The organism is Pseudomonas cerasi (assembly GCF_027983475.1).
In the GTDB taxonomy this organism is placed as follows: domain Bacteria; phylum Pseudomonadota; class Gammaproteobacteria; order Pseudomonadales; family Pseudomonadaceae; genus Aquipseudomonas; species Aquipseudomonas cerasi.
This window is the reverse complement of the sequence record NZ_JAQJVM010000002.1, coordinates 1,495,723-1,514,925: the sequence shown is the minus strand read 5'-3', so window position 1 is coordinate 1,514,925 and position 19,203 is coordinate 1,495,723. Positions and strand designations below refer to the sequence as shown.

Genomic DNA, 19,203 nt, shown 5'->3' with positions numbered 1-19,203 from the left:
CGATGAAACTCAATGATCTGAGTCCAGCGCCGGGTTCCCGTCGCGAAAAGCATCGTCCGGGCCGTGGTATCGGTAGTGGTTTGGGCAAGACCGGTGGCCGTGGCCACAAAGGTCAAAGCTCCCGCTCCGGTGGCACTATTGCTCCGGGCTTTGAGGGCGGCCAACAGCCGCTGCATCGTCGCCTGCCAAAATTCGGTTTCGTTTCCCTGAAGGCCATGGACCGCGCAGAAGTGCGTCTGTCCGAGCTGGCTAAAGTGGAAGGCGACATCGTAACTGTGCAGTCCCTGAAAGATGCCAACGTGATTAACCAGAACGTTCAGCGTGTGAAAATCATGCTGTCGGGCGAAGTTACTCGCGCTGTCACTATCAAGGGTATCGCCGCCACCAAAGGTGCGCGTGCGGCTATCGAAGCAGCTGGCGGCAAGTTCGAGGAATAAATGGCTAAGCAAGGTGCTCTCTCAGCGCTCGGCAAAGGCGGTATGTCTGAACTCTGGGCTCGTCTGCGTTTTCTGTTCCTGGCGATTATCGTCTACCGAATAGGCGCACACATCCCGGTTCCAGGTATCAACCCGGACCGACTCGCAGAACTGTTTCGACAGAATGAGGGGACCATTCTTAGCTTGTTCAACATGTTTTCCGGCGGCGCGCTGGAACGGATGAGCATCTTTGCACTGGGGATCATGCCGTACATTTCGGCATCGATCATCATGCAGTTGATGACCGCCGTCAGCCCGCAGCTGGAGCAGTTGAAGAAGGAAGGTGAAGCTGGCCGTCGCAAGATAAGCCAGTACACCCGCTATGGCACCGTTGTCCTGGCTCTGGTCCAAGCTATCGGCATGTCCGTTGGTCTGGCGAGTCAGGGCGTCGCGTTTTCTGGGGACCTGGGTTTCCACTTTGTGGCCGTAACTACCTTCGTGGCAGGTGCGATGTTCATGATGTGGCTGGGCGAGCAGATCACCGAGCGCGGTGTCGGCAACGGTATCTCGATGTTGATTTTCGCAGGTATCGTCGCCGGTCTTCCGAGAGCAATAGGGCAGTCTTTCGAGTCTGCACGTCAGGGTGATATCAATATCTTCGCTCTGGTTGCAATCGGTTTGCTGGCGGTAGCGATCATCGGTTTTGTGGTGTTCATTGAGCGTGGTCAGCGTCGTATCGCTGTTCACTACGCCAAGCGTCAGCAGGGCCGCAAGGTCTTCGCTGCGCAGACCAGCCACTTGCCGCTGAAAGTGAACATGGCTGGTGTAATACCGGCCATTTTCGCGAGCAGCATTTTGCTGTTCCCGGCTTCGTTGGGGTCCTGGTTCGGTCAGTCTGAAGGTCTGGGCTGGTTGCAGGACATCTCGCAGTCGATCGCTCCTGGTCAGCCGTTGAATATTCTGCTGTTTAGTGCAGGGATTATTTTCTTCTGCTTCTTCTATACGGCGTTGATGTTCAATCCGAAAGACGTAGCGGAAAACCTGAAGAAGTCCGGTGCCTTTATTCCGGGTATTCGTCCAGGTGAGCAGTCGGCACGCTATATTGATGGCGTTTTGACTCGCTTGACCATGTTCGGTGCTCTATATATGACGGCCGTGTGTCTGCTTCCCCAGTTCCTGGTGGTCGCGGCAAACGTACCGTTCTACCTTGGCGGGACCTCGTTGCTGATCGTGGTCGTGGTTGTGATGGACTTTATGTCGCAAGTGCAATCTCACCTCGTTTCGCACCAGTATGAATCCCTGATGAAGAAAGCCAACCTGAAGGGCTACGGTGGCAGCGGCGGTATGCTGCGCTGAAGCACCCCTAAGGTTCGAGGAGTTGGTGATGAAAGTTCGTGCATCGGTGAAAAAGCTGTGCCGTAACTGCAAGATTATCCGCCGCGAAGGTGTGGTTCGAGTAATTTGCAGCGCGGAACCACGTCATAAGCAGCGCCAAGGCTGATTGTGATTTGTGCTTAAGCCCAGCAGCTAGTGCGCTGCTGGGTTGATTATTTGTTACTACAGCGATATTATCTCGCGCCCTATTTCTTGGCTTCCGGGGCGTAGGTAGCTGTCAATTGGAGTCCCACTGAATGGCCCGTATTGCAGGCGTTAACATTCCAGATAACAAGCATACTGTTATCTCGTTGACCTACATCTATGGTGTTGGTCGCACCACCGCACAGAAAATTTGTGCAACCACCGGCGTAAATCCGGCGGTGAAAATCAAAGATCTGAGCGACGAGCAGATTGAACAGCTGCGTGGCGAAGTGGCGAAGTTCACCACTGAAGGTGACCTGCGTCGCGAAATCAACATGAAAATCAAGCGCTTGATGGACCTGGGCTGCTACCGCGGTCTGCGTCATCGTCGTGGTCTTCCAGTGCGCGGTCAGCGTACCAAGACCAACGCGCGTACTCGCAAAGGTCCGCGTAAGCCGATCCGCAAGTAATCGCACCAGCGCAACGACAGGAATTTAGTCATGGCAAAACCTGCTGCTCGTCCTCGTAAAAAAGTTAAAAAGACAGTGGTTGATGGCATCGCCCACATCCACGCGTCGTTTAACAACACAATCGTCACCATTACCGATCGTCAAGGTAACGCTCTTTCGTGGGCTACCTCCGGCGGTTCGGGTTTCCGTGGTTCGCGCAAGTCCACCCCGTTCGCTGCTCAAGTAGCTGCTGAACGTGCTGGTCAAGCTGCGCTGGAGTACGGTCTGAAGAACCTCGACGTCAATGTCAAGGGTCCAGGCCCAGGTCGTGAATCCGCTGTCCGTGCATTGAACGGCTGTGGCTATAAGATCGCCAGCATCACCGACGTGACGCCAATCCCGCACAACGGGTGCCGTCCGCCGAAGAAGCGCCGCGTGTAATCCAGGAGACTGTAAGAAATGGCTCGTTACATTGGTCCAAAATGCAAACTTGCTCGTCGTGAAGGCACCGATCTCTTTCTGAAGAGCGGCGTTCGCGCTATCGAATCCAAGTGCAACATCGAAGCAGCTCCAGGTATCCACGGCCAGCGTCGTGGTCGCCAGTCCGATTACGGTACTCAGCTGCGTGAAAAGCAAAAAGTCCGTCGTATCTACGGCGTTCTCGAGCGTCAGTTCAGCGGCTACTACAAAGAAGCCGCCGGCAAGAAAGGTGCAACAGGCGAGAACCTGCTGCAACTGCTCGAATGCCGTCTGGACAACGTTGTATACCGCATGGGCTTCGGCTCGACGCGTGCCGAATCCCGTCAATTGGTTTCGCACAAGTCGGTCAGCGTAAACGGCAAAACCGTTAACGTTCCTTCTTATCAGGTTCGTGCTGGCGACGTTGTTGCTATCCGCGAAAAAGCTAAGAATCAGCTGCGTATTGTCCAGGCTCTCGATCTGTGTGCCCAACGTGGCCGCGTAGAATGGGTAGAAGTAGACACTGAGAAGAAATCGGGCGTTTTCAAGAACGTTCCAGCTCGCAGTGATCTATCCGCCGACATCAACGAAAGCCTGATTGTCGAGCTCTACTCCAAGTAAGGGCTAGAAAATAGGTGCATCCATGCAGATTTCGGTAAATGAGTTCCTGACACCCCGCCACATTGATGTGCAGGTTGTCAGTCCAACCCGCGCCAAAATCACTCTCGAGCCTCTCGAGCGTGGTTTCGGCCATACCCTGGGCAACGCGCTTCGCCGCATTTTGTTGTCCTCCATGCCCGGCTGTGCAGTAGTCGAGGCCGAGATTGACGGTGTACTCCATGAGTACAGCGCCATCGAAGGTGTACAGGAAGACGTCATTGAAATCCTGTTGAACCTTAAAGGTCTGGCTATCAAGCTGCACGGTCGAGACGAAGTTACGCTGACCTTGTCGAAGAAGGGTTCGGGGGTGGTTACCGCTGCCGATATTCAGCTGGATCATGATGTCGAGATCGTTAACCCCGATCACGTAATCGCTAACCTGGCGTCTAACGGCGTCTTGAACATGAAGCTCACCGTAGCTCGTGGTCGTGGTTATGAGCCGGCAGACTCGCGTCAAAGCGATGAAGACGAAAGCCGCAGCATTGGTCGCTTGCAGCTTGACTCTTCGTTCAGCCCGGTTCGCCGTATCGCATACGTGGTGGAAAACGCCCGTGTCGAGCAGCGTACTAACCTGGACAAGCTGGTTATTGATCTGGAAACCAACGGTACTCTGGACCCTGAAGAGGCTATCCGTCGCGCTGCAACCATCCTGCAACAGCAGTTGGCTGCGTTCGTGGACCTCAAAGGCGACAGCGAACCAGTGGTAATCGAACAGGAAGACGAGATCGATCCGATCCTGCTTCGTCCGGTTGACGATTTGGAACTGACCGTGCGTTCGGCCAACTGCCTTAAGGCGGAGAACATCTACTACATCGGTGATCTGATTCAGCGCACCGAAGTAGAGCTGTTGAAGACTCCGAACCTGGGCAAGAAATCCTTGACCGAGATCAAGGACGTTCTGGCTTCTCGTGGTCTCTCCCTCGGCATGCGCCTCGACAACTGGCCGCCGGCAAGTCTTAAGAAGGACGACAAGGCTACGGCCTGATCGTCGTAATCACCGAACGCGAGTTTGGTAAGGAATGAACCATGCGTCATCGTAAAAGTGGACGTCACCTGAGCCGTACCAGCTCTCACCGCAAAGCCATGTTCCAAAACATGGCGGTGTCGCTGTTCGAGCACGAGCTGATCAAAACTACCCTGCCGAAAGCCAAGGAACTGCGCCGCGTTGCCGAGCCGCTGATCACCCTGGCCAAGGAAGACAGCGTTGCCAACCGTCGTCTGGCTTTCGACCGTACTCGTTCGAAAGAAATCGTCGGCAAACTGTTCAACGATCTGGGCAAGCGCTATGCAACCCGTCAGGGCGGCTACCTGCGCATCCTCAAGTGCGGTTTCCGCGCTGGCGACAACGCGCCAATGGCGTACGTCGAGCTGGTTGATCGTCCTGTCGGTGGCTCTGTAGAAGCTGCTGAATAAGACATCAGTTTGAACATGAAACCGGGCCTAGTGCCCGGTTTTTTGTTTTCCGGAATTAAGAATTGCTATCGATAGTCATGATTTAATGAATTCGACGCTTCAATAGCTTTCGGCAATACTTCCTCCCAAGCCGATCAGCCGGCTATACACACCAGAGGAAGATGTAGATGAGCCAGAAGACCCTTACGACCGCCAGCGGTGCCCCAGTCGCAGACAATCAGAACTCCCGTTCGGCAGGCCCACGTGGTCCTCTACTGCTTGATGATTTCCATCTGATCGAAAAGCTTGCCCACTTCAACCGTGAGAACATTCCGGAGCGTCGCGTGCATGCCAAGGGATCGGGTGCTCATGGCACGTTCACCGTGACCCGCGACATCAGCCAGTACACCAGCGCCAGGCTGTTCGACACGGTGGGCAAGCAGACACCGATTTTCCTGCGCTTCTCCACCGTAGGCGGAGAGCGTGGTTCGGCTGACACCGAGCGTGACCCGCGCGGCTTTGCGATCAAGTTTTACACCGAGGAAGGTAACTGGGACATCGTGGGCAACAACACGCCGGTGTTCTTTATCCGTGACCCTCTGAAATTCCCTGACTTCATTCACACTCAGAAGCGCCTGCCGCAGACCAATCTGAAAAGTCCTCAGATGATGTGGGATTTCTGGTCGCACTCGCCTGAGGCGCTGCACCAGGTCACCATTCTGTTCTCTGATCGTGGCATTCCGGACGGCTACCGTCACATGCACGGCTTCGGCAGCCACACCTATAGCCTCATCAGTGCTGCAGGCGAGCGCCATTGGGTGAAGTGGCATTACAAGACCCGCCAAGGGATCAAGAACCTCGCGCCCGCAGACGCTGCGCGGATTGCCGGTACTGATCCCGATTACGCTCAGCGCGATCTGTTCACTGCCATCGAGAAGGGCGACTTCCCCAAGTGGCAGGTGTGCATTCAGTTGATGACCGAGGCTCAGGCTGCGAATCATCACGAGAACCCGTTCGACGTGACCAAGACCTGGTCGCAGAAAGAATACCCGCTGATCGAGGTCGGCGAGCTGGAGTTGAACCGTAACCCTCTCAACTACTTTGCCGAAGTCGAGCAGGCCGCGTTCGGCCCGAGCAATATGGTGCCAGGCGTTGGCCTTTCGCCAGACCGTATGCTGCAAGGGCGCGTATTTGCCTACGCCGATGCGCATCGCTACCGCGTGGGTACCAATCACCAGCAGTTGCCGATCAATGCCCCCAAGAGTCCTGTACACAGCTATCAACGTGACGGGGCGATGGCCTTCGGCACCAATGGTGGTGCGGCGCCAAACTATGAACCGAACAGCTATTCGGATGCGCCGAAAGAAGATCCGCGCTACGCAGAGCCTGCGCTGTCTCTGAGCGGTGCCGCAGATCGTCATGATCATCGGGTAGACGGTGATTACTACAGTCAGGCAGGCAAGTTGTTCAACCTGATGAGCGCTGATCAGAAAGCGCTGTTGATCGGCAACATTGCCGGGGCAATGGCAGGCGTTTCCAGTGACGTGGTTCAGCGTCAGTTGCAGCATTTCCACAAAGCCGACCCTGCTTACGGAGAAGGCATCGCAAACGCATTGAGCATAAAACTGGGCTGAGTCGAAGTGAGAAACAGAACCGCCCTCATTTGGGCGGTTTTTCGCTTCTTAACGGCGTAATTTCGCCACTTTTCGTCGGTTTATTGCGTTTTTCTAAGTGACCTCGCGCGACGCTTGGTTCAAACTAGCGCCTTTGAAGCAGGAGTCTGGTGCGATGCAAGGCCACCCGGAAGTAATCGATTATCTCAACACGTTGCTCACGGGCGAACTGGCAGCTCGTGACCAATATTTCGTTCACTCACGTATGTACGAAGACTGGGGCTTTTCGAAGCTCTACGAGCGTATCAATCATGAGATGGAAGAAGAGGCGCAACACGCTGATGCGCTGATGCGTCGTATCCTCATGCTCGAAGGCACGCCGCGCATGCGCCCTGACGACCTCGACGTCGGCACCACAGTGCCTGAGATGCTCGCCAGCGATCTGCGTCTCGAATACAAGGTACGTGCTGCCCTGTGCAAGGGTATCGAGCTCTGTGAGCTGCACAGCGACTACGTGACCCGCGAAATCCTGCGCGTACAGTTGGCTGATACGGAAGAAGACCATACCTACTGGCTCGAACAGCAGATGGGGCTGATCAAGTCCATCGGCCTGCAGAACTACCTGCAATCGCAGTTCTGATTCAGCCGCTCATGAAAAAGCTCCTGCACTTGCGTGACAGGAGCTTTTTTGTATCCGGGTTCGACTGACGCCGACCCCGTTTTTCATCACTAGCGTCAGGCCTTGTCTCTGATCAACAGAGGTTTCAGGTAGTGACCAGTGTAGGACTGTTCCATCTCGGCGACCTGTTCAGGTGTGCCCGTTGCAATGATCTGCCCACCTCTCGAACCGCCTTCCGGACCCAGATCCACCAGCCAGTCGGCCGTCTTGATCACGTCCAGGTTGTGTTCGATCACCACCACGGTATTGCCGTGGTCGCGCAAGCGATGCAATACATCCAGCAACTGCTGAATATCCGCGAAGTGCAGGCCTGTGGTCGGCTCGTCGAGGATGTACAGCGTCTTGCCGGTGTCGCGCTTAGACAGCTCACGTGACAGCTTGACCCGTTGCGCCTCACCGCCTGACAAGGTCGTCGCCGATTGCCCCAGCTTGATATAGGAAAGTCCGACATCCATCAGGGTTTGCAGCTTGCGCGCCAGTGCAGGAACGGCATCGAAGAACTCACGCGCTTCCTCGATGGTCATCTCCAGCACTTCATGGACGTTCTTGCCCTTGTACTTGATCTCAAGCGTTTCACGGTTGTAACGCTTGCTCTTGCACACATCGCAGGGCACGTATATGTCCGGCAAAAAGTGCATCTCGACCTTGATCAGTCCGTCGCCCTGGCACGCCTCGCAGCGGCCGCCCTTGACGTTGAACGAGAACCGCCCCGGACCGTAGCCCCGCGAGCGTGATTCCGGAACCCCGGCGAACAGTTCGCGAATCGGCGTGAACAGCCCGGTGTAGGTCGCCGGGTTGGAACGCGGCGTACGACCGATAGGGCTCTGGTCGATGTCCACCACTTTGTCCAGATGCTGCAGACCATTGATGCTGTCGTGCGTAGCCGCTTCCAGCGTGGTGGCGCCGTTCAGTGCTGTAGCACTAAGCGGGAATAGCGTGTTGTTGATCAGCGTCGACTTGCCCGATCCGGAAACCCCCGTCACGCAGGTCAACAGACCGATAGGGATTTCGAGATTGACGTTTTGCAGGTTGTTGCCACGCGCGCCCTTGAGGGTTAGCGAGAGCTTTTTGTTACGCGGGGTGCGCTTGGCAGGAACGGCAATCTTCACGCGGCCCGAGAGGTATTTGCCGGTCAGCGAGTCGGGATGCGACATCACTTCGTCCGGCGTACCTTCGGCAACGATATGACCACCATGCACGCCGGCCCCCGGGCCGATGTCGACCACGTAGTCGGCCAGGCGAATCGCATCTTCATCGTGCTCGACCACAATCACCGTATTACCGATGTCGCGCAGGTGCTTGAGCGTGCCCAGCAAACGATCGTTGTCGCGCTGGTGCAGACCGATAGACGGCTCATCGAGGATGTACATCACCCCGACAAGGCCCGCACCGATCTGGCTGGCCAGACGAATACGCTGTGCTTCGCCGCCGGACAGGGTGTCCGCGCTACGATCCAGGGTCAGATAATCCAGGCCCACGTTGACCAGAAACTGCAGACGCTCACGAATTTCCTTGAGAATCTTGTCGGCGATCTCGCCACGCCGTCCGGTCAGCTTGAGGGTTTCGAAGTAATGCGTCGCGTCGCCAATCGGCAGATTGGTGACTGCAGGCAGAGTCTTTTCACCCACCCACACGTGGCGCGCTTCACGACGCAGACGAGTGCCTCGGCAGTCAGGGCAGGGCTGCGTGCCCAGAAATTTGGCGAGCTCTTCGCGGACTGTGGCCGACTCGGTTTCCCGATAGCGACGTTCCAGATTCGGCACGATGCCTTCGAACGGGTGCGCACGCTTGACGATATCACCACGGTCATTCAGGTAGCGGAAATCGACACTCTGCGAGCCGCTGCCGTTGAGCAGAATCTTCTGCATGTCGGCCGGGATCTGCTTGAAGGGCATTTCCAGGCTGAAGCCATAGTGTTTGGAGAGCGAGCCGAGCATCTGGAAGTAATAGACGTTACGCCTGTCCCAGCCTCGTATCGCGCCTTCGGCAAGCGTCAGTTCGGCATTCACCAGCCGCTTGATATCGAAGAACTGCTTCACGCCCAGGCCGTCACAGGTCGGGCAGGCGCCAGCCGGATTGTTGAAAGAGAACAGCTTCGGTTCCAGTTCGCTGATCGCATGGCCACAGATAGGGCAGGCGAAGCGGGCGGAGAAGATCACTTCCTCGCCCGGCTCGTCGTCCATTGGCGCAACCAGGGCGATACCGTCGGCCAGCTTCAGGGCTGTTTCAAAGGACTCGGCCAGACGCTGCTGCAGGTCGGCGCGGACCTTGAAACGGTCAACGACCACGTCGATCGAGTGCTTCTTTTGCTTGTCCAGCTTCGGCAGCTCATCCAGCTCGCACAGCTTGCCGTTGACTCGCGCCCGGACAAAGCCCTGCGCGCGCAGCTCTTCAAAAACCGAAAGATGCTCACCCTTGCGCTCGCGGATAACCGGCGCAAGCAGCATCAATTTGCTGCCTTCCGGCTGGGTCAGCACCAGGTCGACCATCTGGCTGACCGTCTGGGCTTCCAGCGGGATATCGTGATCGGGGCAGCGAGGCTGGCCGACGCGCGCATACAAAAGACGCAGGTAGTCGTAGATTTCGGTGATCGTACCCACGGTCGAGCGCGGGTTATGTGAAGTAGACTTCTGCTCGATGGAAATCGCCGGCGACAGACCTTCGATCGTGTCGACGTCCGGTTTTTCCATCATCGACAGAAACTGGCGGGCATAGGCCGACAGCGATTCGACATAGCGGCGTTGCCCTTCGGCGTACAGCGTATCGAAAGCCAGCGAAGACTTGCCTGAGCCGGAGAGCCCGGTGATAACGATCAGTTTGTCGCGGGGAAGTGTCAGGTCAATATTTTTCAGGTTGTGGGTTCGTGCCCCACGTATCAGGATCTTGTCCACTGCGGCCTCGCTTGGCGGGCATAAACGACGGAGTATAAGGCTCCGAGCCATTACGCGGCAAAGCGTCGCGTATGTGCTGTACAACGATGGGACTGGTAGAATCGCCGCCGGTTCACACGAGGTTATTCCATGCACGATACCCACAGCGAGCGTATGAGTAGCGGCGAGACCCGCGCAGCAGGCGGTCTGGCCCTGGTGTTCGCGTTCCGCATGCTTGGCATGTTCATGGTTTTGCCGGTTCTGGCAACCTACGGCATGGACCTGGCAGGCGCGAGCCCTGCACTGATCGGTCTGGCGATTGGCGCCTACGGCCTGACCCAGGCGGTGTTGCAGATACCGTTCGGGATCATTTCCGACCGTATCGGCCGGCGACCGGTCATTTATTTCGGCCTGATCATCTTTGCGATCGGCAGCGTGGTGGCGGCGAACGCGGATTCGATCTGGGGAATCATTGCCGGACGTATCCTGCAGGGGGCGGGCGCTATTTCCGCGGCGGTCATGGCGCTGCTCTCCGACCTGACCCGCGAACAGCACCGCACCAAGGCCATGGCCATGATCGGCATGACCATCGGCCTGTCGTTCGCCATCGCCATGGTCGTCGGCCCGGTCATCACCGGCATGTTCGGTCTTTCCGGGTTGTTCCTGGCCACTGGCGGCATGGCCTTGATAGGTGTTCTCATCGTCGCCTACGTGGTGCCCAAGGCCAGCGGGCCATTAATGCACCGCGAGTCCGGCGTCGCCAAACAGGCGCTGGGGGCGACGTTGCGTCATCCGGACCTGCTGCGCCTGGATTTGGGTATCTTCGTGTTGCATGCGATGCTCATGTCCAGCTTCGTGGCCTTGCCGCTGGCGCTGGTCGAAAAAGCCGGTTTGCCCAAGGAACAACACTGGTGGGTCTACCTGACCGCTTTGCTGGTTTCCTTCTTCGCGATGATCCCGTTCATCATCTATGGCGAGAAGAAACGTCAAATGAAGCGCGTTCTGCTGGGCGCCGTCACAGTTTTGATGCTGGCTGAGCTATTCTTCTGGGCCTACGGGGACACGTTGCGGGCACTGGTCATCGGGACAGTGGTATTCTTCACTGCGTTCAACCTGCTGGAAGCGTCATTGCCGTCGTTGATCAGCAAGGTTTCACCGGCCGGCGGAAAAGGCACGGCAATGGGAGTTTATTCCACCAGCCAGTTTCTTGGATCGGCCGCAGGTGGGATACTGGGCGGCTGGTTGTTCCAGCACGGTGGTCTCGATGCGGTGTTCCTGGGTGGTGCAGCCATGGCCGCCGTCTGGCTCGCCTTCGCAGTGACCATGCGAGAACCGCCTTACGTGACCAGCCTACGTCTGCCGTTGTCGCCGCAGGCGCAGCGTGAAGCAGGCCTGGCAGAGCGCTTGATGTCCGTAGCAGGCGTGACAGATGCAGTGGTGGTTGCGGAAGAGGCAGCCATCTACATAAAACTCGACACAAAATTATTGGATCGTACCTCTCTCGAAAAGCTGGTCAATCCAGCGTCAGAAGCGTGCGAAGCCTAGGAGAACGTTATGGCCCGTGGGGTTAACAAAGTCATATTGGTCGGTACATGCGGCCAGGATCCCGAAGTTCGCTACTTGCCTAACGGTAACGCCGTGACCAACCTGAGTCTGGCAACCAGCGAACAGTGGACTGACAAGCAGTCCGGTCAGAAAGTCGAAAAGACCGAATGGCACCGTGTATCAATGTTCGGCAAAGTCGCCGAAATCGCTGGCGAATACCTGCGCAAGGGTTCGCAGGTGTACATCGAAGGCAAGCTGCAGACCCGCGAGTGGGAAAAAGACGGCATCAAGCGCTACACCACTGAAATCGTCGTCGACATGCAGGGCACCATGCAACTGCTGGGCGGCCGTCCTCAGGGCGACTCCCAACAAGGTCAGGGCGGCGGCAACTACAACCAGTCCGCACCTCGTCCACAGCAGTCGCGCCCACAACAATCGGCGCCGCAGCAGTCCGCACCTCAGCAGAACTACAACCAGCAGCCGCCACAACGCGACTCGCGCCCAGCGCCGCAACAACAAGCGCCGCAGCCAGCTGCTGACTTCGACAGCTTCGATGATGATATTCCGTTCTAGGATGTAGCCGGAACCTGCTGTTCAGGTCCAGAGCCGGAGCCCCCTTTTATCGGGGGCTTCGTCGTTTTCAGGCGTCAGAAAGCGCTGAACCGCTCTGGCGGTACTGCTACCATGAAGGCTGCTGTACGCCTAAAACCGCGCACCCTTCTGTGTTTGTGCGTTTTCGAAACCATGCGCGATCACCCAGCTCGCTGGCTTCACCTCACCTCCTGGGCCAAACGCCAATGCCCGTTGTGCCAACGGCCCGTTGCTGGCCGTGGCGCCTGCAACATGCGGGCTGTCCCAAACACCCCACGTAATAACGGTAGATACCGAGCGCGTGGCAAGCACCTCGTCGAGATACCGCTTGTAAGTCGCTGCAACTGATCCATCGCGCTCTGCGATGGACCCCGTCAAGTGGCTGTCGTCGACGTCGAGTTCCGTGATATGGATCGACAACCCCATATCACGCACTGCCAGAATAAAGCGAGACAGGCCCGGACCAAATGTGTCGCCTGTACGCAGGTGGGACTGAATGCCAAGGCCGTGTATGGGAATGCCCCGCTGCTTGAGCCCGCGCAGCAGGGCGAGCACGGCAGTGCGTTTGCTTTCGCCGTAATGGGTATCCTTTTCCAGGCCGTAATCGTTGTAGCAGAGCAGGGCGTCCGGGTCGGCCTTGTGCGCAGCCTTGAAGGCTATGGCCAGATAGCGAGGCCCGAGCATCTGATACCAGAATGAATTGCGCAGCCCGTCAGGCTGGCCGTCCTCCAGCTGGATGGCTTCGTTGACGACGTCCCATGCGCTGATAAGGCCGCGATAATGGCTGGCGACGGTACTGATGTGCGCCGTCAGCACTGCTTCGGCGTTCATCGGGGTGACGGTGTGGTGAACCCAGTCGGGTAAGGAGCGATGCCAGCAGAAGGTGTGCCCGCGCATACGCTGGTCATGCGCTTTCGCAAACGCCGCGATTGCGTCGGCGGGCGCGAAGTTGTAACGGTCTGGTTCGGGGTGGACGGTCTGCCACTTCAAGGCGTTTTCTGGCACAACGATGCTGGCCTGACGGGCGACCAGCTGCCGATAGGCCGCATCGTCATTCAGCTTTGCCGGATCAACCGCAAAGCCGAACCGGATACCTTTCTCGGCTGCAGGCTGGCGCAATGCGGGAAAGGGTTCTGCCGCCAGCAGCCTGCTGTTGACGAAGGGCAGGCATGCCAGCAGGCGGACAAACGCAGTCAGAAAACTGCGTCGACTAGCCCGGCGCATTACGCACCAAAAATCTCCATCAACTCCTCACGGCCTACCATTACCGTCATCGAGCCTTGTTTCTGCTCGCCCTCAATCGTGCACAACAACCCGGCTTCCCGGCAGATCACTGCGCCTGCTGCGATGTCCCACAGGCTGGTGAATTTCTCCATGTAGCCGTCTGTCTGCCCCAAAGCGGCGAACGCCAGGCCGATGGTGGCGCAGCGATAACCGGCGAGGCCCCAGCCCTGTCGGCGCAGGCTCAGGTGCAGTTTGCCCATCTCTTCGGCGTCCCAGCGGGTGTTTTCACCGACGCCGGCGATGCGCAGGTGCTCGGGTGGTTGAGGGCGGACAAAAGGGACGCCGTTGCGCAGCAAGCCATCACCCGTGCGGGCTGCCAGGGTGTAGCCCAGTGCCGGGTAGGCGACGACGCCGATTTCGGGCTCGCCTGCCGACATGTACGCCACCGCGATTCCCCACAATGGGGTGCCGCGCAGGTAATTGCCGGTGCCGTCAATGGGGTCGATGACCCAGCCGTCGGTGATGAATTCGCCGCCCATTTCTTCGCCCAGGATTGTATCGTCGGGGAAGTGTTTGCTCAGTTCTGCACGCAGCAGTTGTTCCACTTCAAAGTCGGCGCGGGAGACGAGGTCTTGCGCACTTTTGGTGGTGATGTCGAGGGTGTGGCGGTCGTTAAAATACGCCATGGCCAGGCCAGTGGCCTTTTCTACAGCTTGCATGGCGACGCTGAGTCGGTTGTTCATTGCAGACAGCCTCCGTTCGGCAGGTTCAACAGGTCCGGGTAATCACTGAGAATCGACTGTGCGCCATGTTCCAGCAGGTAGTGCGCACGTTTCGGGCTGTTGATGGTAGCCACGGCGAATTCGACGCCGCTGCTTTTCAGGCGAACAAGGTGATGGTCATCGAGCATATCGTCAAGTACGTGAAGTATTCGGCAGTCATATTCGGCCAACAGCGCGACCGGGTCGGCAGGCGCCACCACGGAGGCGATAGCCAGCGGTACATCGTTCCACAAGCGTCGCGCGGCCGTTAGCGAACGTACCGAAAAGCTGGAGACGAACAACCGATCGTTGTCGGCGGGCCACAGATTTTTGAGGATCGGCATTACCACTTCCGCCGTCTCGACATCGTCGCCAATGGTCGGCTTGAGTTCGACCTGCAAGCCCAGGTTGAGGCGCAGCGCACAGGCCACGATCTCTTCGAAGGTCGGCACCTGCAGGCCGGCGAATTCAGGCGCGAACCAACTGCCCGCGTCCAGCATGCGGATAGCTTGCAGCTCATGCAGCACGACGGCGCCACGGCCGTTGGTGGTGCGGTCCAGCAAGTCGTCATGAATCACGACCGGCTGGCCATCACGGGTCAGCTTCACGTCGATCTCGACCCACTCGGCGCCGCATTCGGCAGCTTTTTCCAGGGCCAGCAGAGTGTTTTCCGGCACGTAAGCCTTGGCACCGCGATGGGCAATCAGGGACGAGCGGACGAGGGGAGCAGGTTTGAGCATGGCGGGTCACTTGGTGGTGTGGGAGAAGGTCACGAGCTGGCGCTGGCCGGTCTCGATATCGAACAGCAAGGGCGTGGAATTGATCGCGAGTCGAACCTGGGTGCCGGGTATCTGATGTTGCCGTCCGGCGAGGCTGACAACGCAGCGCGTTCCAGCCAGTTGGCAATACAGCAGCGTGTGGCTACCCAGATTCTCCGATGACTCGACTGTGGCAGTGACGCCTTCCTGGTCGAGCATGAAGGTCTCGGGGCGCAGGCCCATCAGCCATTTGCCGGTCCGGTTGCTGGCAATGCCGAGCTTGATGGGCAAACGCTGCCCATCGGCGAGGAGCAAAATCCTGTCGTCGAGGCAATGCACCGGCAGCAGGTTCATGGGCGGCGTGCCGATGAAGCTGGCAACGAATGTGCTGGCGGGTTGATCGTAAATCTCGGCGGGCGTGCCGATCTGCTCGACACGGCCCTTGTCGAGAATCACCACGCGCTCGGCGAGGGTCATGGCTTCGGTCTGATCGTGGGTGACATACAGGATCGTCGCGCCGGTCTGCCGGTGCAGGCTGCGAATCAACAGACGCATTTCATGACGCAGCGCGCTGTCCAGATTGCACAGCGGCTCATCGAACAGCAGCACCGGCGGTTTGCGGATCAACGCCCGACCGATGGCGACGCGCTGGCGCTGGCCGCCGGAAAGTTCTCCAGGCTTGCGTTGCAGCAGTTCCTCCAGGCCCAGTGAGGCGGCGCACTCGCGGATGCGCTGCTCGCGTTCCTTGCGTGTAACCCGCGCCAGCTTGAGCGCGTAGCCGATGTTGTCGGCCACGCTCATGTGCGGGTAGAGCGCGTAGTTCTGAAACACCATGGCGCAGCCGCGTTCCTTGGGCGGCAGGCGCGTAACGTCGCGGCCGCCCATGAGAATCTGCCCTTGGCTGACCTCCTCCAGCCCTGCCACCATGCGCAGCAGCGTGGACTTGCCACACCCGGACGGGCCAAGGATCACGTTGAGCTCGCCCGCCTTGAAAACCAGGTCGAGCCCGTGAAGGATGGGGTCTGTGCCATAGGTTTTGTGCAGGCCTTTGAGGACAATATCCGGCGCGCAGGTAATAGGGGTGAGCGCGTTCATTTACCGACTCCAATCAGGCCTTTGACAAACCATCGCTGCATGAGCGCAATGACGAGGATGGGCGGCAGCATGCTGACCACAGCAGCGGCCATCAGCAGGTTCCACTCGGGGACCTGAGTTGCATCGGTCGGCAGGAAACTGGCGACGCCCAGCACCAGCGTGCGCATGTCCTCGCGATTGGTTGCGACCAGCGGCCACAGGTAATCCTTCCAGGCGCCGATGAACACCAGCGTGCCGAGCGCTGCAAAGTTGGTCTTCGACAATGGCAGCAGGATGTCGATGAAGAAGCGCCAGGGCCCGGCACCGTCCATCCGTGCGGCTTCGACCAGCTCAGCAGGCAGCGTCTGGTAGAACTGTCGGAACAGGAAGGTGCCGGTCGCCGAGGCAATCAGCGGCAGGGCGAGGCCGGGGTAGCTGTCGAGCAAATTGATGGTCGGCAGCGGCAGCCACTGAATGCCCAGCCAGTGCAACAGGCTGCGCACGGGGCCGAACAGATCGCTGGCCACTGCATACGTGGGGATGATCCGTACTTCCAGCGGCAGCAATAGCGCCCCCAGCACGGCGAAGAAAATCACCGAACTGTAGCGGCTGCGGAAGTACACCACGGCAAAGGCTGTCAGCGCCGAGAGCGTCAGCTTGCCGATCACCACCAGTGTGGCGACCAGCAGGCTGTTGCCCAGCAGGCGCAGCAGATCGAGACGCCGGGTGACCTGCTGCAGATTCTCCAGCAGTTGGTCGCCGGGAATCACCGCCAGACCGTGGGCGAACAGTTGTGGGTTGCTGACGGTCGCCGAGCAGACCGCGATGTACAGCGGGCCCAGCGCGAACACCAGCCCCAGAGTCAGCAGCAGGTAAGCACCTGCGTTGAACAGCCGGTTATGCTCGATCATGCTTTCACCCCGCGGCGCTGGAAGCGCGACAGGAGTTTGAATTGAGCGACGCTCAGCGCCACCACCGCGAGCAGCATGAGCACTGACAGGGTCGATGAGCCTGCCAGGTCCAACCCCATGAACCCGTCGGTGTAAATCTTGTAGGCCAGCACATTGGTGGTGTCGCCAGGTCCGCCTTGGGTGAGGGTGTCGACCAGGCCGAAACTGTTCGACAGGCTTTCCAGCAGGTCGATGACAAACACGAACAACAGATAGGGCGCGATCAGGGGCAGTTGTATGTCGAGCATGCGCCGCAACGGACCTGCGCCATCCAGTGCTGCAGCGGCGAGGTAGTCGTCGGGCACCGATTTCAGACTGGCGACCAGCATCACGAAGTTGAACGGCACCAGGCACCAGGCATACGCCACGATCAGCAAGAGCATGCTCTGTATCGGGCTGGAGTAGGGCGCCCAGGTGCCGGGTGCAATCGCGTTGAGCCAGGCGAAAATACCCATCACCGGATTGGCCAGCACATGAAAGACGATACCGATGGTTGCGCCCGATACCGCGTAGGGCCAGATCAGCAGGTTGCGAAACACGGCGTTGCCGCGCAGTTTCAGTTCCAGGCATAGCGCAAGCACCAGCGCGATGAGGATCGAAAGCACGACGCTCGATAAGCTGAACACCAGCGTCGAGCCCAGCGACGTCAGCACGCCGGGGTCTTTCAGCACACGCCAGTAGTTGCTCAGGCCAACGAAGATTTCATTACCGCCGAAAGGTGGCACCAGATGAAACGACCACCAGATGGCCTGGATCGCAGGCCAATAGAAGAACAGGCCGAGCGCCAGCAGTTGCGGCAGGGCGAACAGTAACGCCAGACGTGGCTGTGGGAAATGCGCACGCGGTTTCATGGCGTTGCCTCGTTTGAGTCGTTGCTGGCCTGGGCCTGATGCATCTGTTGAAACAGCCCCAGCAGCTGGTTGGCCCGCAGCGTCGTCTGGCGCAGGGCCAGATCGATGCTCTGGCGACCCGCGAGCGCGTTCTCCATTTCCTGCGACCAGATCAGGCGCATCAGCGTGATAAAACCGCAGCGCAAAGGCGCGGAGGGCTGACCGTCGATATCGGTCAGCGCTGCCAGTCCGACCGTCATTGCCGATGGCTCGCTGGCTGCGGATTGCAAGCGTGCGGCGGCAGCCTGAGTAACAGGCAGGTAGCCCGTCCGTGCGCTGAACATCAGCTGATTGTCCGGTTGCAGCACGAATGCCAGAAATTCCGAGACCAGTCGGTAATCCCTCACGGAATGCCCGCGCATCACCCACAGCGAGGAGCCTCCGGGGACATTGGCGCGTCGCTGGGTACCCGCGTAAATCGGCAGTGCCGTGACCTGAATATCGGATTCGGGCGTGCTGTGCACAACATTCCACGCCCCGGTGGAGTCGATCAGCATGGCGCAGTCGTCGGTGGCAAACGCCAGTGCCTGCTGTCCGCTGCGGGTTGCATCCTCATGGACCACCAGACCTTCACGGGCCCATTGCGCGAGGTCTTTCATGAGACGCAGATGGGAGCCTTCGTCGAATTGATAACGGTCACTGCCTGCGGAGCGAACAGCAACGGCGGTGCCTTGCGCTGCGCTGGTCTGCTCCAGCCAGATCCAGGGCGCAAACGCGCTGACGACCGGGCATTTCTGGCCGCTTTTCTTAAGGGCTCGCAAGGCATCCGCAAAAGCTTCCCACGTGGCGGGTGGCGCATTGATCCCGGCAGCGGCCAGCGCATTTCTGTGCGTGTAGAGCACGGCTGTGGACGCCGCAAAAGGCTGCGCCGCGAGCGTGCCGTGATCGTCGGCGTAGTAGCGCCGCAACGCTGGCAGAAAAGTGTCGTCGGGATAGGCCCTGTGATGATCGGCCATGATCGCCTCGACAGGTCGGGTGGCACCGCCCAAGAGCATGTCAGGCGTGGCGACGTCGTAAATCTCCACCAGTGCCGGGCCTATGCCCGCCCGGTAAGCGGCGACGGTTTTCTGCAGCGTCTGCTCATAGCTGCCCTGGCGAATGCAGTGCAGACGATCTTCTTCCTCGCGTTGCGCATTGAAGCTTCTGCACAAGTCCGCGATGGCACTCCCGGCCGCGCCACTGTGGCTGTACCAGAACTCGGCCGGTGCGGCGAAGGTGTGTGCAGCGAGCGACAGCATGGCCAGCACAGAAAACATCTTACGGATGGAAGGCATGAGAACACTCACAAGAACTCAATGCCATTTAATACAGGTTGTGTGTAGTATTTGTGACCTGCGCGACTTTTATTAAATTT

At 58.6% G+C, this 19,203-nt stretch carries 20 protein-coding genes; 12 read left to right on the top strand and 8 right to left on the bottom strand.

The window, feature by feature from the left end; translation table 11 throughout:
• The first annotated feature begins 2 nt into the window (after positions 1-2).
• The 10 genes from rplO (at position 3) to bfr (ending at position 7,147) form a co-directional block, all read left to right on the top strand.
• Positions 3-437, top strand: coding sequence for a 50S ribosomal protein L15 (gene rplO / locus PI739_RS16005; protein ID WP_002555470.1), 435 nt, complete (start codon positions 3-5; stop codon positions 435-437).
• Positions 438-1,772 carry a preprotein translocase subunit SecY gene (secY, locus tag PI739_RS16000; RefSeq protein ID WP_002555469.1) on the top strand — a complete coding sequence of 445 codons (1,335 nt, stop codon included), beginning with the start codon at positions 438-440 and terminating at the stop codon, positions 1,770-1,772.
• A gap of 28 nt (positions 1,773-1,800) precedes the next feature.
• Positions 1,801-1,917: a 50S ribosomal protein L36 gene (rpmJ, locus tag PI739_RS15995; RefSeq protein WP_002555468.1), complete on the top strand. Its 117-nt coding sequence runs from the start codon at positions 1,801-1,803 to the stop codon at positions 1,915-1,917.
• A 130-nt stretch (positions 1,918-2,047) separates the two neighbouring features.
• Positions 2,048-2,404, top strand: coding sequence for a 30S ribosomal protein S13 (gene rpsM, locus PI739_RS15990; RefSeq protein WP_002555467.1), 357 nt, complete (start codon positions 2,048-2,050; stop codon positions 2,402-2,404).
• 30 nt (positions 2,405-2,434) lie between these two features.
• Positions 2,435-2,824: a 30S ribosomal protein S11 gene (rpsK, locus tag PI739_RS15985; protein ID WP_002555466.1), complete on the top strand. Its 390-nt coding sequence runs from the start codon at positions 2,435-2,437 to the stop codon at positions 2,822-2,824.
• 18 nt (positions 2,825-2,842) lie between these two features.
• A complete protein-coding gene (gene rpsD, locus PI739_RS15980) occupies positions 2,843-3,463 on the top strand; it encodes a 30S ribosomal protein S4 (protein WP_002555465.1) in 621 nt (206 codons plus the stop codon).
• A gap of 22 nt (positions 3,464-3,485) precedes the next feature.
• Positions 3,486-4,487 (top strand): DNA-directed RNA polymerase subunit alpha, encoded by a 1,002-nt coding sequence (locus PI739_RS15975; RefSeq protein ID WP_002555464.1) that lies wholly within the window; start codon positions 3,486-3,488, stop codon positions 4,485-4,487.
• A gap of 41 nt (positions 4,488-4,528) precedes the next feature.
• Positions 4,529-4,915 carry a 50S ribosomal protein L17 gene (rplQ, locus tag PI739_RS15970; RefSeq protein WP_002555463.1) on the top strand — a complete coding sequence of 129 codons (387 nt, stop codon included), beginning with the start codon at positions 4,529-4,531 and terminating at the stop codon, positions 4,913-4,915.
• Between the two features lie 167 nt (positions 4,916-5,082).
• Positions 5,083-6,528, top strand: a complete 1,446-nt coding sequence (locus tag PI739_RS15965) for a catalase (RefSeq protein WP_003369004.1) — start codon at positions 5,083-5,085, stop codon at positions 6,526-6,528.
• Positions 6,529-6,682: 154 nt separating this feature from the next.
• Positions 6,683-7,147 carry a bacterioferritin gene (gene bfr, locus PI739_RS15960; RefSeq protein ID WP_003317095.1) on the top strand — a complete coding sequence of 155 codons (465 nt, stop codon included), beginning with the start codon at positions 6,683-6,685 and terminating at the stop codon, positions 7,145-7,147.
• A gap of 95 nt (positions 7,148-7,242) precedes the next feature.
• Here the strand turns inward: bfr and uvrA are convergent, their stop codons facing one another.
• Complete coding sequence (gene uvrA, locus PI739_RS15955) at positions 7,243-10,077, bottom strand: excinuclease ABC subunit UvrA (protein WP_003431812.1); 2,835 nt, start codon at positions 10,075-10,077, stop codon at positions 7,243-7,245.
• Between the two features lie 129 nt (positions 10,078-10,206).
• Here uvrA and PI739_RS15950 point away from each other — a divergent pair, with 129 nt between their 5' ends.
• Together PI739_RS15950 and PI739_RS15945 are read left to right on the top strand one after the other, a co-directional pair.
• Positions 10,207-11,601 (top strand): MFS transporter, encoded by a 1,395-nt coding sequence (locus tag PI739_RS15950; RefSeq protein ID WP_003431811.1) that lies wholly within the window; start codon positions 10,207-10,209, stop codon positions 11,599-11,601.
• Between the two features lie 9 nt (positions 11,602-11,610).
• The gene (locus PI739_RS15945; RefSeq protein WP_002555458.1) at positions 11,611-12,174 is read left to right on the top strand and encodes a single-stranded DNA-binding protein; all 564 of its coding nucleotides are present in this window, start codon (positions 11,611-11,613) and stop codon (positions 12,172-12,174) included.
• A gap of 129 nt (positions 12,175-12,303) precedes the next feature.
• Here PI739_RS15945 and PI739_RS15940 read toward each other — a convergent pair whose 3' ends face one another.
• Genes PI739_RS15940 through PI739_RS15910 form a run of 7 tightly spaced genes read right to left on the bottom strand, consistent with a single transcriptional unit; the run spans position 12,304 to position 19,123 of the window.
• Positions 12,304-13,416 (bottom strand): endo-1,4-beta-xylanase, encoded by a 1,113-nt coding sequence (locus PI739_RS15940; protein ID WP_271352025.1) that lies wholly within the window; start codon positions 13,414-13,416, stop codon positions 12,304-12,306.
• Positions 13,416-14,159, bottom strand: a complete 744-nt coding sequence (locus tag PI739_RS15935) for an inositol monophosphatase family protein (protein ID WP_003431801.1) — start codon at positions 14,157-14,159, stop codon at positions 13,416-13,418. The genes PI739_RS15940 and PI739_RS15935 overlap by 1 nt, the downstream gene beginning before the upstream one ends.
• Positions 14,156-14,917 carry a glycerophosphoryl diester phosphodiesterase gene (locus PI739_RS15930; RefSeq protein ID WP_003368990.1) on the bottom strand — a complete coding sequence of 254 codons (762 nt, stop codon included), beginning with the start codon at positions 14,915-14,917 and terminating at the stop codon, positions 14,156-14,158. Before PI739_RS15930 ends, PI739_RS15935 begins: the two co-directional genes overlap by 4 nt.
• Positions 14,918-14,923: 6 nt before the next feature.
• Positions 14,924-16,030, bottom strand: a complete 1,107-nt coding sequence (locus PI739_RS15925) for an ABC transporter ATP-binding protein (RefSeq protein ID WP_003431800.1) — start codon at positions 16,028-16,030, stop codon at positions 14,924-14,926.
• On the bottom strand, positions 16,027-16,920 hold the full coding sequence (locus PI739_RS15920; RefSeq protein WP_058416282.1) for an ABC transporter permease subunit: 894 nt from the start codon (positions 16,918-16,920) through the stop codon (positions 16,027-16,029). The genes PI739_RS15925 and PI739_RS15920 overlap by 4 nt, the downstream gene beginning before the upstream one ends.
• Entirely contained in the window at positions 16,917-17,810 is an 894-nt protein-coding gene (locus PI739_RS15915; protein ID WP_024663216.1) for a carbohydrate ABC transporter permease, read from the bottom strand. The genes PI739_RS15920 and PI739_RS15915 overlap by 4 nt, the downstream gene beginning before the upstream one ends.
• The gene (locus PI739_RS15910) at positions 17,807-19,123 is read right to left on the bottom strand and encodes an extracellular solute-binding protein (protein ID WP_129485486.1); all 1,317 of its coding nucleotides are present in this window, start codon (positions 19,121-19,123) and stop codon (positions 17,807-17,809) included. The genes PI739_RS15915 and PI739_RS15910 overlap by 4 nt, the downstream gene beginning before the upstream one ends.
• Positions 19,124-19,203 lie beyond the last annotated feature (80 nt).

Bases quoted from the DNA above. Each gene is read 5' to 3' on its own strand.
- PI739_RS15945 (WP_002555458.1), top strand. From the start codon at position 11,611: ATGGCCCGTGGGGTTAACAAAGTCATATTGGTCGGTACATGCGGCCAG.
- PI739_RS15915 (WP_024663216.1), bottom strand. From the start codon at position 17,810: ATGAAACCGCGTGCGCATTTCCCACAGCCACGTCTGGCGTTACTGTTC.
- PI739_RS15920 (WP_058416282.1), bottom strand. From the start codon at position 16,920: ATGATCGAGCATAACCGGCTGTTCAACGCAGGTGCTTACCTGCTGCTG.
- rpsM (WP_002555467.1), top strand. From the start codon at position 2,048: ATGGCCCGTATTGCAGGCGTTAACATTCCAGATAACAAGCATACTGTT.
- rplO (WP_002555470.1), top strand. From the start codon at position 3: ATGAAACTCAATGATCTGAGTCCAGCGCCGGGTTCCCGTCGCGAAAAG.
- PI739_RS15975 (WP_002555464.1), top strand. From the start codon at position 3,486: ATGCAGATTTCGGTAAATGAGTTCCTGACACCCCGCCACATTGATGTG.
- rplQ (WP_002555463.1), top strand. From the start codon at position 4,529: ATGCGTCATCGTAAAAGTGGACGTCACCTGAGCCGTACCAGCTCTCAC.
- rpmJ (WP_002555468.1), top strand. From the start codon at position 1,801: ATGAAAGTTCGTGCATCGGTGAAAAAGCTGTGCCGTAACTGCAAGATT.
- rpsD (WP_002555465.1), top strand. From the start codon at position 2,843: ATGGCTCGTTACATTGGTCCAAAATGCAAACTTGCTCGTCGTGAAGGC.
- PI739_RS15950 (WP_003431811.1), top strand. From the start codon at position 10,207: ATGCACGATACCCACAGCGAGCGTATGAGTAGCGGCGAGACCCGCGCA.
- PI739_RS15925 (WP_003431800.1), bottom strand. From the start codon at position 16,030: ATGAACGCGCTCACCCCTATTACCTGCGCGCCGGATATTGTCCTCAAA.
- bfr (WP_003317095.1), top strand. From the start codon at position 6,683: ATGCAAGGCCACCCGGAAGTAATCGATTATCTCAACACGTTGCTCACG.
- PI739_RS15965 (WP_003369004.1), top strand. From the start codon at position 5,083: ATGAGCCAGAAGACCCTTACGACCGCCAGCGGTGCCCCAGTCGCAGAC.
- PI739_RS15935 (WP_003431801.1), bottom strand. From the start codon at position 14,159: ATGAACAACCGACTCAGCGTCGCCATGCAAGCTGTAGAAAAGGCCACT.
- secY (WP_002555469.1), top strand. From the start codon at position 438: ATGGCTAAGCAAGGTGCTCTCTCAGCGCTCGGCAAAGGCGGTATGTCT.
- PI739_RS15910 (WP_129485486.1), bottom strand. From the start codon at position 19,123: ATGCCTTCCATCCGTAAGATGTTTTCTGTGCTGGCCATGCTGTCGCTC.
- PI739_RS15930 (WP_003368990.1), bottom strand. From the start codon at position 14,917: ATGCTCAAACCTGCTCCCCTCGTCCGCTCGTCCCTGATTGCCCATCGC.
- rpsK (WP_002555466.1), top strand. From the start codon at position 2,435: ATGGCAAAACCTGCTGCTCGTCCTCGTAAAAAAGTTAAAAAGACAGTG.
- PI739_RS15940 (WP_271352025.1), bottom strand. From the start codon at position 13,416: ATGCGCCGGGCTAGTCGACGCAGTTTTCTGACTGCGTTTGTCCGCCTG.